Source organism: Variovorax sp. PBL-H6 (assembly GCF_901827155.1).
Lineage (GTDB): Bacteria > Pseudomonadota > Gammaproteobacteria > Burkholderiales > Burkholderiaceae_C > Variovorax.
On sequence record NZ_LR594659.1, the window covers coordinates 3,133,430 to 3,149,730 of the forward strand.

The 16,301-nt window shown below is 66.8% G+C and carries 13 protein-coding genes; 8 read left to right on the top strand and 5 right to left on the bottom strand.

The genetic code is table 11. The annotated features are described in order from the left end of the window. Positions 1 to 142: 142 nt before the first annotated feature. Both G3W89_RS14690 and G3W89_RS14695 read right to left on the bottom strand, forming a co-directional pair. On the bottom strand, positions 143 to 1,789 hold the full coding sequence (locus G3W89_RS14690; protein WP_162574829.1) for a 3-(methylthio)propionyl-CoA ligase: 1,647 nt from the start codon (positions 1,787 to 1,789) through the stop codon (positions 143 to 145). 171 nt (positions 1,790 to 1,960) lie between these two features. Next, entirely contained in the window at positions 1,961 to 3,262 is a 1,302-nt protein-coding gene (locus G3W89_RS14695) for a UDP-N-acetylglucosamine 1-carboxyvinyltransferase (RefSeq protein ID WP_162574831.1), read from the bottom strand. Positions 3,263 to 3,441: 179 nt separating this feature from the next. Here G3W89_RS14695 and G3W89_RS14700 point away from each other — a divergent pair, with 179 nt between their 5' ends. From G3W89_RS14700 to G3W89_RS14720, 5 genes are all read left to right on the top strand, one after another. Further along, positions 3,442 to 4,932: a protein adenylyltransferase SelO gene (locus tag G3W89_RS14700; RefSeq protein WP_162574833.1), complete on the top strand. Its 1,491-nt coding sequence runs from the start codon at positions 3,442 to 3,444 to the stop codon at positions 4,930 to 4,932. Then, on the top strand, positions 4,929 to 5,339 hold the full coding sequence (msrB, locus tag G3W89_RS14705; protein WP_162574835.1) for a peptide-methionine (R)-S-oxide reductase MsrB: 411 nt from the start codon (positions 4,929 to 4,931) through the stop codon (positions 5,337 to 5,339). The genes G3W89_RS14700 and msrB overlap by 4 nt, the downstream gene beginning before the upstream one ends. Positions 5,340 to 5,341: 2 nt before the next feature. After that, a complete protein-coding gene (locus tag G3W89_RS14710; RefSeq protein WP_162574837.1) occupies positions 5,342 to 5,881 on the top strand; it encodes a septation protein A in 540 nt (179 codons plus the stop codon). 91 nt (positions 5,882 to 5,972) lie between these two features. After that, a complete protein-coding gene (locus G3W89_RS14715) occupies positions 5,973 to 6,233 on the top strand; it encodes a BolA family protein (protein WP_162574839.1) in 261 nt (86 codons plus the stop codon). A 47-nt stretch (positions 6,234 to 6,280) separates the two neighbouring features. After that, positions 6,281 to 7,060: a peptidylprolyl isomerase gene (locus G3W89_RS14720; protein ID WP_162574841.1), complete on the top strand. Its 780-nt coding sequence runs from the start codon at positions 6,281 to 6,283 to the stop codon at positions 7,058 to 7,060. A 62-nt stretch (positions 7,061 to 7,122) separates the two neighbouring features. On the opposite strand, the gene purL is transcribed toward G3W89_RS14720, so the two are convergent. Next, entirely contained in the window at positions 7,123 to 11,145 is a 4,023-nt protein-coding gene (purL, locus tag G3W89_RS14725) for a phosphoribosylformylglycinamidine synthase (protein ID WP_232076546.1), read from the bottom strand. A 115-nt stretch (positions 11,146 to 11,260) separates the two neighbouring features. Here purL and map point away from each other — a divergent pair, with 115 nt between their 5' ends. The 3 genes from map to G3W89_RS14740 all read left to right on the top strand — a co-directional run bounded on the left by map (position 11,261) and on the right by G3W89_RS14740 (position 15,211). Continuing rightward, positions 11,261 to 12,085, top strand: coding sequence for a type I methionyl aminopeptidase (gene map / locus G3W89_RS14730; RefSeq protein WP_162574842.1), 825 nt, complete (start codon positions 11,261 to 11,263; stop codon positions 12,083 to 12,085). 29 nt (positions 12,086 to 12,114) lie between these two features. After that, entirely contained in the window at positions 12,115 to 14,703 is a 2,589-nt protein-coding gene (locus G3W89_RS14735; protein WP_162574844.1) for a [protein-PII] uridylyltransferase, read from the top strand. 103 nt (positions 14,704 to 14,806) lie between these two features. Then, entirely contained in the window at positions 14,807 to 15,211 is a 405-nt protein-coding gene (locus G3W89_RS14740) for a DoxX family protein (protein WP_162574846.1), read from the top strand. 6 nt (positions 15,212 to 15,217) lie between these two features. Here G3W89_RS14740 and def read toward each other — a convergent pair whose 3' ends face one another. Together def and G3W89_RS14750 are read right to left on the bottom strand one after the other, a co-directional pair. Then, on the bottom strand, positions 15,218 to 15,757 hold the full coding sequence (gene def / locus G3W89_RS14745; RefSeq protein WP_232076548.1) for a peptide deformylase: 540 nt from the start codon (positions 15,755 to 15,757) through the stop codon (positions 15,218 to 15,220). Positions 15,758 to 15,797: 40 nt separating this feature from the next. Continuing rightward, the gene (locus G3W89_RS14750; RefSeq protein WP_162574849.1) at positions 15,798 to 16,223 is read right to left on the bottom strand and encodes a hypothetical protein; all 426 of its coding nucleotides are present in this window, start codon (positions 16,221 to 16,223) and stop codon (positions 15,798 to 15,800) included. Positions 16,224 to 16,301 lie beyond the last annotated feature (78 nt).

A 16,301-nucleotide genomic window follows, 5' to 3' on the forward strand; every position in this document is an offset into this window, starting at 1 on the left:
CAATGCGAGATGAGGTTACTGTTCTTTGCACCCCCGCCCGTCAGGGAATGCCCGTAAGAGCCCGGCCCCGGAGGCGCTTTCTATCACCCACGCGACAGGGTCGCACCTTGCTGGTGCTACCCGTCGGTAGGATCTCGAGGCTTCAGCACTCCGGCAGCTTGTAGCCGCGCAGCTGCTCGCGCAATTTCGTCTTGAGGATCTTGCCGGTGGCACCCAGTGGAATGGCCTCGACGAAGACCACGTCGTCCGGTACTTGCCACTTGGCCACCGTCTTGCCGCCGTAGAACGCCAGCAGTTCCTCGCGGCTGAGCTCGGCCCCTGGCTTCTTCACCACGACCACGATCGGCCGCTCGTCCCACTTGGGGTGCGGCACGCCGATGCAGGCGGCCATGGCAACCGCAGGATGCGCCACGGCAATGTTTTCGATGTCGATGGAGCTGATCCATTCGCCGCCTGACTTGATCACGTCCTTGCTGCGGTCGGTGATCTGCAGGTAGCCATCGGGGTCGACGGTTGCGACGTCGCCGGTGGGGAACCAGCCGCGGCCCCGCGCGTCCGGCAGCAGCGGGTCGCCACCCTCGCCCTTGAAGTATTCCTTGACCACCCAGGGGCCTTTGACGAGCAGGTCGCCGGAGGCCCTGCCGTCCCACGGCAGTTCCTTGCCGTCGCCGTCGACGATCTTCATGTCGACGCCGAAGATGGCACGGCCCTGCTTCATGCGGATCGCCGTCTGCTGCGCCTGCGACTGCGACAGGTGCTTGTTCTTCAAGGTGCACAGCGTGCCCAGCGGCGACATCTCGGTCATGCCCCAGGCGTGCAGCACCTCGACGCCATACTGCTGCTGGAAGGCATTGATCATGGCCGGGGGGCAGGCCGAGCCGCCGATCACGGTGCGCTTGAGGGTGGAGAACTTCAGGTCCTGCGCCTGCATGTGGCCCAGCAGCATCTGCCAGACCGTGGGCACGCCGGCCGCGAAGCTGACGCCCTCGCTCTCGATCAGGTCGTAGACCGACTTCCCGTCCAGCGCGGGGCCGGGGAACACCAGCTTGCAGCCGGTGAGCGCTGCCGAATACGGGATGCCCCAGGCGTTGACGTGGAACATCGGCACCACCGGCAGCACAGAGTCGCGAGCCGACAGGTTCATCACGTCCGGCAGCGCTGCCGCGTAGGCATGCAGCAGGGTCGAGCGGTGACTGTAGAGCGCGGCCTTGGGGTTGCCCGTGGTGCCGCTCGTGTAGCACATGCTCGACGCCGAGTTCTCGTCGAAGATGGGCCAGTCGTACCGGTCGGACAGAGGGCCCATCCAGGCCTCGTAGCTCACCAGGTTGGCAATGCCGGTATCGGTCGGCAGCTTGTCTGCGTCGCACAGCGCGATCCATTTCTTGACCGTGGTGCACTTGGCGTGCACGGCCTGGACCAGCGGCAGGAAGCTAAGGTCGAAGCACAGGATCTGGTCTTCGGCATGGTTGGCGATCCAGGCAATCTGGTCGGGATGCAGCCGAGGGTTGACGGTGTGCAGCACCCGTCCGCTGCCGCTGACGCCGTAGTACAGCTCCAGGTGGCGATGGCCGTTCCAGGCCAGGGTTGCCACGCGGTCGCTGAAGAGCAGTTGTTCCTGGTCCAGCGCATTGGCCACCTGGCGTGCCCGGGAGGCGATCTGGCGCCAGGTGCTGCGGTGGATGTCGCCTTCGACCCGCCGCGAGACGATTTCCCCGTCGCCGTTGTGGCGTTCGGCGAACTCGATCAACGACGAGATCAGCAATGGTTGGTCCTGCATCAAACCCAGCATCGGGAGGCTCCTTCGAACAACAGATCTTGGAAAAATTTCGCATGCCGTGCGGTAGCGCTCCGGCACCTTGCGATTCACGCAATCTTCGGGCGATCCCACAATGACAGAAACCCGCAGACTGCCCCCAAGGAGCTCCCCTCGACGCTGCAGCCGGGATGGCCGCGGCGGCGCCTACTCGTCCTGCGTCCACTCCACGCGCACCCCCAGGCTGCGCAGGTTCTCCACGAAACGCGGATGGGCGCGCCGGATCGGCGCCGCGTTGCGGATTTCCGAGCGTCCCTCGATGCTCGCCGCGACCATGAAGAGCGCAATCGCCACGCGGATGATGTACGGGCTCTCGACCACGGCCGGCGCCAGCGGCCCGCCGCCGAAGGTGATCAGCCGGTGCGGGTCGGACGAGAACACATGGGCGCCGAACTTCGAGAGCTCGCCGGTCCAGCCCAGCGCGCCGTCGTAGACCTTGTTCCAGAACATCGCGTTGCCCTCGGCGCGCACCCCCAGCGCGATGAAGATGGGCAGCAGGTCGACCGGGAAGTAGGGCCAGGGGGCGGCCTCGACCTTGGTCAGCACGTTGGCCGTGAACGGGGCCTGGACCTTCAGCGGTCCGCTGCGGTGGGCCTGGGACCAGCCGTCGCGGTGCTCGATCCGGACGCCGAACTTGGCAAAGGTGCGGTCGATCAGCGGGAACTGCTCCGGCGCGCTGTTGCGCACCTGCACTTCGCCGCCGGTGATGGCGCCGAGCGCCAGGAAGGTGGTGATTTCGTGGAAGTCCTCGTCGAAGCGGAATTCCCCGCCAGCCAGCGGCGCGCCGCCCTGCACGGTCAGCTTGGACGTGCCGATGCCCTCGATGCGCGCGCCCATCATCGTCATGAAGCGGCAGAACTCCTGCACGTGGGGCTCCGAGGCCGCATTGGTCAGCGTCGAGGTGCCCGCGGCAGCTACCGCGCAGAGCACGAAGTTCTCGGTGGTGGTGACGGAGGCGTAGTCCAGCCAATGGTCCACCGGCCGCATGCCATCGGCCAGGCGCACCAGCAGCGAGCCTTCGGTGCGTTCGACGCGGCCGCCGAAGTGGCGGAAGACCTCCACATGCGGATCGATCTCGCGCACCCCCAGGGTGCAGCCCTTGACGTTGTCCTCCAGCCTCGCCACGCCGAAGCGGGCGAGCAGCGGCGGCACCAGCATGATCGAGGATCGCATCTCCTCCGGCAGCCGGTGGCGCGCGGCGTCGAAGGCGGTGTCGCGGTGATGCAGGTCCAGCGTGCCCGCCTCGCGGTCGAGCCGCACATCGCTTCCCAGGGCGCTGAAGATCTCGAGGATCTTGCGCACGTCGGTGATGTCAGGCACGCCGTGCAGGCGCAAGGGCTCGTGGGTGAGCAAGGTGGCGCACAGCACGGGCAGCACCGCGTTCTTGTTGGCCGAAGGACTGATCCGGCCGCGCAGGGGCGTGCCGCCGTGGACGATGAGACTGGACATGGGAGAGGGGAAAGACCTGGAGGTGTGGTGCCCGAGCGAGCGCGACGCCGAACTCTACCGGTTCGGGCCGCGGAAACCGTGGCGCAGCGCCCTGCCTGAACAAATGGAAACAGAAACGCCGTGAAGCGCCGATGGCCCCTTCAGCCCGGGGTTTAGGTCGGTACGGGACAATCCCCCGCATGAGCATCCTTGCAGACGAAGCGGACGTGGTCGACCTCGGACTCGACTGGACCGCCGGCTTCGCGACCCTGGGCCCCGCCTTCTTTACAGAGCTCCGTCCCACCCCACTGCCCAAGCCGTATTGGGTCGGACGCAGCCACGCGTTGGCGCGCGAGATCGGGCTCGACGAAGCCCACCTTCATTCGGAAGACGGCTCCGCCGCCTTTACCGGCAATGTGCCGATCGCGGGAACCCGGCCGTTGGCCAGCGTCTACAGCGGCCACCAATTCGGCGTCTGGGCCGGCCAGTTGGGCGATGGTCGCGCCATCCTGCTGGGTGAAACTGCGAGCGGCTGGGAGCTGCAATTCAAGGGCGCGGGCCGCACACCCTACTCGCGCATGGGCGATGGCCGGGCGGTGCTGCGCTCCAGCATTCGCGAGTTCCTCTGCAGCGAGGCCATGCACGCCCTCGGCATACCCACCACGCGCGCGCTGTGCGTGACAGGCTCCGATGCGCAGGTGGTGCGTGAGGAAATCGAGACCGCCGCCGTGGTGACGCGCGCCGCGCCCAGCTTCATCCGCTTCGGCCATTTCGAGCATTTCGCGGCCGCCAACCGCGTCGACGAGCTGCGCGCGTTGGCCGACTTCGTGATCGACCGCTTCTACCCGGCCTGCCGCCATGACGCACGCTTCGCGCGCTTCGGCGGCAATGCCTACGCGGCCTTCCTGGAGGCGGTGAGCGAGCGCACCGCGGCGCTGCTCGCGCAGTGGCAGGCGGTGGGCTTCTGCCACGGTGTGATGAACACCGACAACATGAGCATCCTCGGGCTCACCATCGACTACGGTCCCTTCCAGTTCCTTGACGGTTTCGACCCGGGCCACGTCTGCAACCACAGCGACACGGGCGGACGCTATGCCTACAACCAGCAGCCGAACGTCGCCTACTGGAACCTGTTCTGCCTGGCCCAGGCGCTGCTGCCGCTGATCGGCGACCAGGAGGTCGCTGTGGCCGCGCTGGAGTCGTACAAGACGGTGTTCCCGCAAGCCTACGAGGCTCGGATGCGCGCCAAGCTCGGCCTGCCGGAGTCCACGGCGGACGACCGCGCGCTGATAGAAGGCGTGCTCAAGCTGCTGGCGCTGGAGAAGGTGGACTACACCATCTTCTGGCGGCGCCTCGCCGACCAAAAGGCCGGGGGCGACGTGGCGGCCGTGCGCGACCTGTTCCTCGACCGGGCTGGCATCGACGGCTGGCTGCAGGCTTTTTCGCAGCGCCACGCGCAGGTGCCGGCCGCCCAGGCGGCACAATCCATGCGGAGCGCCAATCCGAAATTCGTACTCAGGAACCATCTGGGCCAGCAGGCCATCGAATCGGCGCAGCGCAAGGACTTCTCGGCGGTGGCCACCTTGCTGAAGCTGCTCGAAACCCCATTTGAAGACCACGCCGGCCACGAGGCCTATGCCGGCTTCCCGCCCGACTGGGCTTCCACGATCGAAATCAGCTGCTCATCATGACTGCACCCGTCCAGAAAACCGACGCCGAATGGAAAGCCCTCCTGGCCGAGAAAGGCGCCGAGCGCGGCGCCTTCGAGGTCACGCGCCATGCCGCCACCGAACGCCCCTTCACCGGCAAGTACGAGGCGCATTGGGAGGACGGCACCTATCACTGCGTCTGCTGCGGCGCCAAGCTGTTCGAATCCGCCACCAAGTTCGACGCCGGCTGCGGCTGGCCCAGCTTCTCGCAGGAGGCGGTGCCTGGTGCCATCAAGAACATCGTCGACCGCTCGCACGGCATGGTCCGCACCGAGAACGTCTGCGCCAACTGCGGCGCCCACCTCGGCCATGTGTTCCCGGATGGCCCGACCGAGACCGGCCTGCGCTATTGCATGAACTCCGCCTCGCTCGATTTCCAGAAGCGCTGAAGATGAAGGTCCTGCTCGACTTCTTCCCGATCCTGCTGTTCTTCGGCGCCTTCAAGCTCTACGACATCTACACCGCGACTGGCGTGCTGATGGCGGCCACCGTACTGCAGATGGGGATCGTGTGGTTCACCGAGCGTCGCCTGGCGCCGATGCAGAAAGCCACGCTGGTGCTCATCCTGCTCTTCGGCTCGCTCACGCTGGTCTTGCACGACGACCGCTTCATCAAGTGGAAGCCGACCGTGCTCTACGGTGCCATGGCGGTGGCGCTGGCGGTCGCGCTGTGGGTCTTCAAGAAGAATTTTCTCAAGATGCTGCTGGGCGCACAGCTCGAGCTGCCGGTGCCGGTCTGGGGCCGGCTCAATGTCGCATGGATCGCCTACTGCGTGTTCATGGCCGCGATCAACGGCTACGTCGCGGCCTACTTCAGCACCGAGGCGTGGGTGAACTTCAAGCTGTGGGGCTACGCGTTCCCGATCGTGTTCCTGGTGGCGCAAGGGCTTTACATCTCGCCGCACCTCAAATCGGACAAGCCTGCAGCATGAGCACCGCACGGCCGCCCGAAGGTGCTCGTCCCCTCCTTCAGGAGGGGTTGCGCGCAGTACGCAAAGTGACAAGCCTGGGGGAGGCTTCTTGATGCTTCCCACCGCCACCGACCTGGAAGCGCACCTGCGGGCCGCGCTGCATCCGACCGTGCTCGAAGTCATCGACGAAAGCGCGGCGCATGCCGGCCATGCGGGTGCCAATGCCGAGGGCTACGGCACTCATTTCCGGGTGCGGATTGCCTCTCCCCTTTTCGAAGGAAAGCCGCGCGTGGCACGCCATCGGCTTGTGTATGATGCGCTGCAACTTTTCATCGCACAGGGCCTTCACGCCATCGCCATCGAGACGCTTTGAAGCGCTTTGATTCCCGCCCTCCGGGCGGCAAAAGTACCCTCCCCTCTATGAAGAAACATCTCCTGCAGGCTGCAGCCGCCGCCGCTCTTATGGCTGCCCTCCCCGTTTTTGCGCAGAACGCGGCCATCGTCAACGGCAAGCCGGTGCCCAAGGCGCGCATGGACGTGCTAGCCCAGCAACTGGCGGCCGCCGGCCGCCCCGTCACGCCCGAGATGCAGGGCCAGCTGCGCGAGGAAGTGGTCGCCCGCGAGGTCTTCATGCAGGAAGCCCAGAAGCAGGGCCTGGACGGCACCGACGACTACAAGAACCAGCTCGAGCTGGCACGCCAGGCCATCCTGATCCGCCAGCTGTTCGAGAACTACCGCAAGGCCAATGCGGTGTCCGATGCCGACGCGCAGGCCGAGTACGACAAGTTCGCCGCGGCCAATGGCGGCAAGGAATACAAGGCCCGCCACATCCTGGTCGAGAAGGAAGACCAGGCCCAGAAGATCCTGGCCGACCTCAAGAAGGGCGCCAAGTTCGAGGACCTGGCCAAGAAGCAGAGCAAGGACCCGGGCTCCGGCGCCAACGGCGGCGACCTCGACTGGGCCGCGCCCGCCAGCTTCGTGCCCGAGTTCTCGGAGGCGATGATCAAGCTCAAGAAGGGTGAGACAACCCCCGCGCCAGTCAAGTCGCAGTTCGGCTATCACATCATCCGCGTCGACGACATCCGCCAGGCCCAGCTGCCCAAGCTGGAAGAGGTCAAGCCGCAGATCGTGCAGCAGCTGCAGCAGCAACGCCTGCAGAAGTACCAGGAAGAGCTGCGGGCGAAGGCGAAGGTCGAATAGGGCTTTACGGCTTCAGAAAAAAAGCGGCCTGCAGGCCGCTTTTTTTTGGGGCATCGGCCTCGTCAGCCAACCCACTTCCGCGCATTGCGCCAGATCCGCATCCAGGGGCTCAGTGTGCTCTGGTCGCCCGAGGTCCAGCTCATCTGGATGTTGCGGAACACGCGCTCCGGATGCGGCATCACCGCGGTGAAGCGGCCGTCGGCGGTGGTCACGGCCGTCAGGCCGCCGGCACTGCCGTTGGGATTGAACGGATAGCGCTCGGTCGGCTGGCCCTGGTTGTCGACGAAGCGCATCGCCGCAATGGCTTTGGCCGGGTCGCCGCGCTGCTTGAAGTTCGCGTAGCCCTCGCCGTGCGCGACCGCGATGGGCAGCCGGCTGCCGGCCATGCCTGCAAAGAACAGGCTGGGCGAATCGAGCACCTCGACCGTTGCGAGCCGCGCCTCGAAACGTTCGCTCTGGTTGGTGGTGAAGCGCGGCCAGTCCTCGGCGCCCGGAATGATGTCGGCCAGCTCGGCGAACATCTGGCAGCCGTTGCACACGCCCAGGCCGAAGGTGTCGGCGCGGCCGAAGAAGGCCTCGAACTGCTCACTAAGCTTCGGGTTGAAGGTGATGCTGCGCGCCCAGCCGATGCCGGCGCCCAAGGTGTCGCCGTAGCTGAACCCGCCGCAGGCCACGACGCCCTTGAAGTCGGCCAGGTCGGCGCGGCCGGACTGCAGGTCGGTCATGTGGACGTCGAAGGAGTCGAAGCCCGCCTCATGGAAGGCATAGGCCATCTCGACGTGCGAGTTGACGCCCTGCTCGCGCAGGATCGCGACCTTGGGCCGCGCCAGGTTGAGGAAAGGCGCGGCAACGTTCTCTTCCACGCCCGGCACCAGGTGCACGTGACGACCGGGGTCCTGCGGCTCGCCGGCTGCGGCATGCTCGGCGTCGGCACAGTCCGGGTTGTCGCGCTCGCGGCAGATCTTCCAGCTCACCGCATCCCAGACCTGGTGCAGGTCGTGCAGGCTGGCGCTGAAGATGGCCTTGGCGTCGCGCCAGACTTCTACCTTGCCCTTGCCGGCGTCGATGGCAGAGGCGTCTGGCCGGGTCTTGCCGACGAAATGGCTGTGGGTGCTGAGGCCGTGCGCGCGCAGTGTCTGCATCACTTCGTTGCGCTCGGCGGTGCGCACCTGCAGCAGCATGCCGAGCTCTTCGTTGAAGAGCGCCTTCAGACTGAGCTCTTCGCGCCGGGCGCTGACCTGGCCGGCCCAGTTCTTGGCATCGCCGTAGTCGGCACGGCTGTCGCTGATGCCGTCGCCCTCGGTCACCAGCAGGTCGATGTTGAGGGCGACGCCCACGTGGCCGGCAAAGGCCATCTCGCAGGCGGCAGCAAACAGGCCGCCGTCACTGCGGTCGTGCATGGCGAGTATCTTTCCTTCGGCCCGCAGGGCGTTGACGGCCGCGACCAGCTTGACGAGGTCCTGCGGGTCATCGAGATCCGGCACCACGTCGCCGCTTTGCGCCAAGGTCTGGGCCAGGATGCTGCCAGCCATGCGCTGCCGGCCGTGGCCGAGGTCGATCAGGACCAGCGTGCTGTCGGGCTCGCCGGCATCCAGCTGCGGCGTCAAGGTGCCCCGCACGTCGGCCAGGGTGGCGAAGGCGCTCACGATCAGGCTCACGGGCGAGCTGACCTTCTTCTGCTCGCCCTTGTCTCGCCACTGGGTGCGCATGGACAGCGAATCCTTGCCGACAGGAATCGAAATGCCGAGCGCGGGACAAAGCTCCAGGCCCACGGCCTTCACCGTCTCGTACAGCGCCGCATCCTCGCCCGGCTCGCCGCAGGCCGCCATCCAGTTGGCCGAGAGCTTGACGCGCGAGAGCTCGATGGGCGCGGCCAGCAGGTTGGTGATGGCCTCGGCCACCGCCATCCGGCCGGAGGCTGGCGCGTCGAGCGCGGCGAGCGGCGTGCGCTCGCCCATGCTCATGGCCTCGCCGGCGAAGCCCTTGTAGTCGGCCAGGGTCACGGCGCAGTCGGCCACCGGCACCTGCCAGGGGCCGACCATCTGATCGCGGTGACTGAGGCCGCCGACGGTACGGTCGCCGATGGTGACGAGGAAGCGCTTGGAGGCGACGGTAGGGTTGGAGAGAACGTCGATGGCGGCCTTCTGCAGGTCGACGCCGGTGAGGTCGAGCGGTTTGAACTCGCGCGCCACGCTTTTCACGTCGCGCAGCATCCTGGGAGGCTTGCCAAGGAGGACATCCATGGGCATGTCGACGGCGGGGGTGCCCTCGTCCGCAACGATCAGTTGCCGCTCTTCCGTTGCCTCTCCCACCACGGCAAACGGACACCGTTCCCGCTCGCAGATTGCCTGGAACTCGCCCAGCGACTCCGGCGCAATCGCCAGAACATAGCGCTCCTGGCTCTCGTTGCACCAGATCTCCTTCGGCGCCATGCCCGATTCCTCCAGCGGCACGGCGTGCAGGTCGAAGCGCGCCCCGCGGCCCGCGTCGTTGGTGAGCTCGGGGAAGGCATTGCTCAGTCCGCCCGCGCCCACGTCATGGATCGCCAGGATCGGGTTCGCCGCGCCCTGCTGCCAGCAATGATTGATGACCTCCTGGGCGCGTCTTTCGATTTCGGGATTGCCGCGTTGCACCGAGTCGAAGTCCAGTTCGGCCGCATTGTCGCCAGTGGCCATCGAGCTCGCCGCGCTGCCACCCATGCCGATGCGCATGCCGGGGCCGCCCAGCTGCACCAGCAGCGTGCCCGCGGGAAACTGGATCTTCTTCGTCTGGGTCGCATCGATGCTGCCCAGGCCGCCCGCGATCATGATCGGCTTGTGGTAGCCCCGCTGCAGCGTGTCCCGGTCGCTCGCGATGGCCTGCTCGTACTCGCGGAAGTAGCCCAGCAGGTTGGGCCGGCCGAACTCGTTGTTGAAGGCGGCGCCGCCGAGCGGACCCTCCGTCATGATTTGCAGCGGGCTGGCGATGTGGTCGGGCTTGCCGTAGCTGCCCTCGGCGGGCCAGAGCTTCGACACGGTGAAGCCGGTCAGCCCTGCCTTGGGCTTGGAGCCGCGGCCGGTGGCGCCCTCGTCGCGGATCTCGCCGCCGGCACCGGTGGAGGCGCCCGGAAAGGGCGAGATCGCGGTGGGATGGTTGTGCGTCTCGACCTTCATCAGCACGTGGTTCAGCGCGTCCTGGCTCTCGTAGCGGCCGGCGGCCGAGGCGGCAGCGAAGCGCTCGATCTGCGAGCCCTCCATGATCGAGGCGTTGTCGGCGTAGGCCACCACCGTGTGCTGCGGGTTCTGGCGTTCGGTGTGCCGGATCATCGAGAACAGGCTCTGCGGCTGCGGCTGGCCATCGATCACGAAGTCGGCGTTGAAGATCTTGTGGCGGCAGTGCTCGCTGTTGGCCTGGGCGAACATCATCAGCTCGACGTCGCTGGGGTTGCGGCCGAGCCGGGTGAAGGCGTCGACCAGGTAATCGATCTCGTCCTCGGCCAGCGCCAGGCCGAAGCGCGTGTTGGCGTTGACCAGGGCGGCGCGCCCGTCGGCCAGCACATTCACGTGCGCCAGCGACTGGCCCGGCAATTCGGCGAACAGCGCCGCCGCCTGTCTGAGCCCGGTCAGCACCGATTCGGTCATGCGGTCGTGCAGCAGCGCGGCCAGCGTGGCCAGTTGGTCCTCGTCGATTGCCGGCGCCTTGCCCAGCAGCGGGGCCTTGAGCGCCAGGTGGTACTGCGTGACACGCTCCATGCGGCGCAGCGCCAGGCCGCAGTTGTGGGCGATGTCGGTGGCCTTCGAGGCCCATGGCGAGACGGTGCCCAGCCGCGGCGTGACAACCAGCACGGTGCCCGCCTTGGCCGGCGCCTCGAAGGGCTCGCCGTAATCCAGCAGGGCGGCGAAGCGCTCGCGTTCGGCGCCTTCGAGCGCCTGCTCGGTCGCGACCAGGTGCACGAAGTGTGCCGAAACGCCCACGATGCGCGGTTCGATCGCCTGCAACCCGGGCAGCAATTGCCGGGCGCGGAACTCGCTGAGAGCGCGGCCGCCCTCGAAGAAAGTCACCACCGGGGGGACGAGATGGGAGGACGCGTTCAGGGACAAGGTCACGATCGGATCGGCCGTCGGCCGCATTGGAAACCAGGAGAGAAGGCGGCGGCCGCTGACTGGGGCCATCCGCACCGAGCCCGGAATTTTAACGGGGCGGATGGGATAATTCCCGCCCATGAGCATCACCTACAAAGACGCAGAGGGCGTGGCCGGCATGCGCACCGCGTGCCGCCTTGCAGCCGAAGTGCTGGACTACCTGACCCCGCACGTGAAGCCCGGCGCAACCACCAACGAGATCGACAAGCTCGCGCACGACTACATCACGCAGGTCCAGGGCGCGGTCCCCGCCCCCCTCAACTACATGGGTGCCTCCAGCGTGCCTTATCCGAAGTCCGTCTGCACCTCGGTGAACCACGTGGTGTGCCACGGCATCCCGAACGACAAGCCGCTCAAGAAGGGCGACATCGTCAACATCGACGTCACGGTCATCAAGGACGGCTGGCACGGCGACACCAGCCGGATGTTCGTGGTCGGCGACGCTTCGATCGCAGCCAAGCGACTGTGCGCCCTCACCTACGAGGCCATGTGGCACGGCATCGTCAAGGTGAAGCCGGGCGTGCACCTGGGCGACATCGGCTTCGCCATCCAGCGCTTCGCCGAGAGCAACGGCTTCTCGGTGGTGCGCGAGTTCTGCGGACACGGCATCGGCCGCGGTTTCCACGAGGAGCCGCAGGTGCTGCACTACGGCAAGCCGGGCACGCTCGACGAGCTCAAGCCCGGCATGACCTTCACCATCGAGCCGATGATCAACGCCGGCAAGCGCGACATCAAGGAAGACGCGCGCGGCGGCCAGTACGACGGCTGGACCATCGTCACCCGCGACCATTCGCTGTCGGCGCAGTGGGAGCACACGGTGCTGGTCACCGAGAGCGGCTACGAGGTGCTCACGCTCTCGCCCGGGAGCCCGCCGCCGCCTGCCTTCGCCAGCGCCTCGGCTTGAAGGCGGCCTCCGGCCTTCGACGGGCTGCCATGGTGGACATCGCTTCCCTGCGCGACGCCTACCGCACGCACAAGCTTGCGCTGTACGACCAGGCACGCAGCGCGCGCGCGCCCACCCGCAGCGTCCACACCGTGCTGCGCCAGCTGGCGGCGCTGGCCGACGAAGCGCTCATCGGGCTGTGGGAGGACGCCGGCTTCGAAAACAGCCTGGCGCTGGTGGCGGTCGGCGGCTTCGGTCGCGGCGAACTGTTTCCTTTCTCCGACGTCGATGTGCTGCTTCTGCTGCCGGCGGACCATGCGACCGAGATCGACTCGGCACGCATCGAGTCTTTCATCGGCCATTGCTGGGATGCGGGACTCGAGATCGGCTCGAGCGTGCGCACCGTGGACGAATGCCTGGCAGAGGCCGCGAAGGACGTCACGGTCCAGACCTCGCTGCTCGAATCGCGCCTCATCGCCGGCGACAAGAAGCTCTACGCGGCGTTCCGCAAGAGCTTCCTGGCCGACATCGATCCGCACGCCTTCTTTGCGGCCAAGACCCAGGAAATGCGGCACCGGCACCAGAAGTACGAGAACACGCCCTATGCGCTGGAGCCCAACTGCAAGGAATCGCCGGGCGGGCTGCGCGACCTGCAAACCATCCTGTGGGTGGCCAAGGCGGCTGGCTTCGGCAGGCGCTGGGACGACCTCGCGAAGAACGGCCTGGCCACACCTTTCGAGGTACAGCAGATCAAGCGCAACGAAGCGCTGCTGAGCCTGATCCGTGCCCGCCTGCACCTGATCGCCAACCGGCGCGAAGACCGCCTGGTGTTCGACCTGCAGACCGCGGTGGCCGCCACCTTCGGCTATGCCGGGGAGTCGCAGCGCAAGTCCAGCGAGGCGCTGATGCGCCGCTACTACTGGGCGGCCAAGGCGGTGACGCAGCTCAACCAGATCCTGCTGCTCAACATTGCCGAGCGGCTGAACCCGCAGGAGGAGCAGGCCACGCGCATCAACGAGCGCTTCTTCGAGAAGGGCGGGCTGATCGAGGTCGCAAGCGACGACCTGTATCTGAAGGATCCGCACGCGATCCTCGAGACCTTCCTGCTCTACCAGAAGACCATCGGCGTCAAGGGGCTCTCGGCGCGCACGCTGCGCGCGCTCTACAACGCGCGCCACGTGATGGACAGCAAGTTCCGCAACGACCGCGTGAACCATGCCACCTTCATGCGCATCCTGCTGGAGCCGCGCGGCATCACGCACGCCTTCAGGCTGATGAACCAGACCTCGGTGCTGGGCCGCTACCTGCGCGTGTTCCGCAGCATCGTGGGCCAGATGCAGCATGACCTGTTCCACGTCTACACCGTCGACCAGCACATCCTGATGGTGTTGCGCAACGTGCGCCGCTTCTTCATCGTCGAGCACGCGCACGAGTACCCCTTCTGCTCGCAGCTCGCGGGCGGCTGGGACAAGCCGTGGATCCTCTACGTCGCGGCACTGTTCCACGACATCGCCAAGGGCCGCGGCGGCGATCATTCGGAGCTCGGCGCACGCGACGTACAGCGCTTCTGCCGCCAGCACGAGATCCCGCGCGAGGACGCCAGGCTGATCGAGTTTCTCGTCTCCGAGCACCTGGTGATGAGCCAGGTCGCGCAGAAGCAGGACCTGAGCGATCCCGAGGTGATCGGCCGTTTCGCCAAGCGCGTGGGCAACGAGCGCTACCTGACGGCGCTGTACCTCCTCACCATCGCCGACATCCGCGGCACCTCGCCGCGCGTATGGAACGCGTGGAAGGGCAAGCTGCTCGAGGACCTCTACCGATCGACGCTGCGTGCCCTGGGCGGCCGCATGCCCGACCCGGGCGCCGAGGTCGAGGCGCGCAAGCGCGAGGCACTGGTGCAGCTGGCCCTGTACGCGCAGCCCTTCGAGGCGCACAAGCCGCTGTGGGAGACGCTGGACGTGGGCTACTTCATGCGCCACGACGCTTCCGAGATTGCCTGGCACACCAAGCAGCTGTCGCGCCACGTGCCGCCGAAGAACGTGCCGGTGGACCCGCATGCGCCCGCGATCGTGCGCGCCCGGCTCTCGCCGGTGGGCGAAGGGTTGCAGGTGGTGGCGTACACGCCCGACCAGGCCGATCTGTTCGCGCGCATCTGCGGCTACTTCGACCAGTCGTCCTTCAGCATCCTCGACGCCAAGGTGCACACGGCCACCAACGGCTATGCGCTCGACACCTTCCAGATCGTCACCACCTTCATTCCCGAGCACTACCGCGACCTGATCAGCATGGTCGAGACCGGCCTGGCCAAAACGCTGGACGAGGCCGGCCCCCTGCCCTCGCCCAGCAAGGGTCGGGTGTCGCGCCGGGTGCGCAGCTTTCCGGTCAAGCCTCGGGTCAGCCTGTTGCCAGACGAGAAGGCCCAGCGCTGGCTCCTCAACATCTCGGCCAGCGACCGCGCGGGCCTCCTGTACTCGGTGGCGCGCGTGCTGGCGCGGCATCACCTCAACCTGCAGCTCGCCAAGATCACGACGCTGGGCGAGCGGGTCGAGGACACCTTCCTGATCAGCGGGCCCGAGCTGCAGGGCCAGCGCACGCAGGCGACCATCGAGACCGAGCTGCTCGAAGCACTGGCAGCCTGAGCGACCCGCGGGAGTCTCCCCTGGGCATCGGGGGACGGTCAGCAAGCCGTGCACTGAATCGACCACAATCGCCCTGTTTTTTTAACAACAGAAAGGCTTCGACATGATCCGTTCGGACGATACCGGCAAGCTCATCCTCCGCCTGGCCGTGGGCATCCTGATCCTGCTGCATGGCATTGCCAAGATCAAGGGGGGCGTGGGCTTCGCGTCCAGCATGCTGGTCTCGCATGGCTTGCCGGGGGCGCTGGGTTACCTGGTCTACGTCGGTGAGATCGTCGCGCCGGTGTTGCTGATCATCGGCCTCTACACGCGGCCTGCGGCCTGGATCACGGTGATCAACATGCTGGTTGCCATCTGGCTGGTGCACACGAAGCAGATCGGCATGCTCAACAAGCAAGGCGGCTGGGAACTCGAACTGCAGGGCATGTTCCTCTTCAGCGCGCTGGCCGTGGCCTTCCTGGGCGCCGGGCGCTTCAGCATCGGCGGGAACGGCGGGCGCTACAACTGAGCGCCGCTACTCGTCTTCGGCCGCATCGAGGCCCGGGAACAGGATCTCGGTGTAGCCGAAGCGCGAGAAATCGCGCACCCGCATCGGGTAGAGCTTGCCCAGCAGGTGATCGACCTCATGCTGCACCACGCGCGCATGGAAGCCGCTGACGGTGCGGTCGATGGGATCGCCATAGGGGTCGAAGCCGGTATAGCGGATGTGGGCGAAACGCGGCACCACGCCACGCAGCCCCGGTACCGAAAGGCAGCCTTCCCAACCCTCATCTTCCTCGTCGCCGATCGGCGTGATGACGGGATTGATCAGCACGGTGCGCGGCACCGCCGGCGCATCTGGATAGCGCGGGTTGACCGTGTCGGTGCCGAAGATCACGAGCTGCTGGTCGACGCCGATCTGCGGGGCCGCGAGGCCGGCCCCGTTCACCGCGTGCATGGTCTCGAACATGTCCCGAACGAGCAGATGAAGCTCGTCGGTGTCGAAGGCAGCAACCGGCTGTGCGGTGCGCAGCAGCCGGGGGTCGCCCATCTTGAGGATTTCGCGTACCGTCATGGCCGCCATTATCGCGACCGTGCACGATGCGCGCGTGCCATCACGGGGGCGTCTGGTTGCGAGAGTCCGGCGAGGTCATCATGCGGTTGATCTCGCGCGCACTGCGCCCCGGAGGAATCGGCACCTGCGTGCCGGCAACGCCGCCGGTCCGCGGGCCGAGGCCCGGCGGCGGCGGCACGGGAACCCCGGGGCGTGCCCCGCTCCAGCCGGGCCGCGGATGGTCCGCACGCGGGTAGTAGCCAGGGTGCCCTTGGTAATACGGATAGGGATAGCGCGGACGGGAGTAGTAGCCGCCGCCATACGTGCCGTCGATGTACACGTTCGGCTGGACCACGACCGGCCCCGGATCGCCGTAGTAGGGTTCGGAATACCCGTAGGAGCCCGCCGGATAGGCAACGCAGCCGCTGAGCAGCGCCACGCCTGCGAGCACGGCACAAAGACCCCATGGGCGGCAATTCTTGATCATGATGGACTCCTGGTAAGTACTTCTGTCAACGTTCCTTTGTAGACCTTGTTGACTTCTGTCGCATGAAGCGCCGTAACG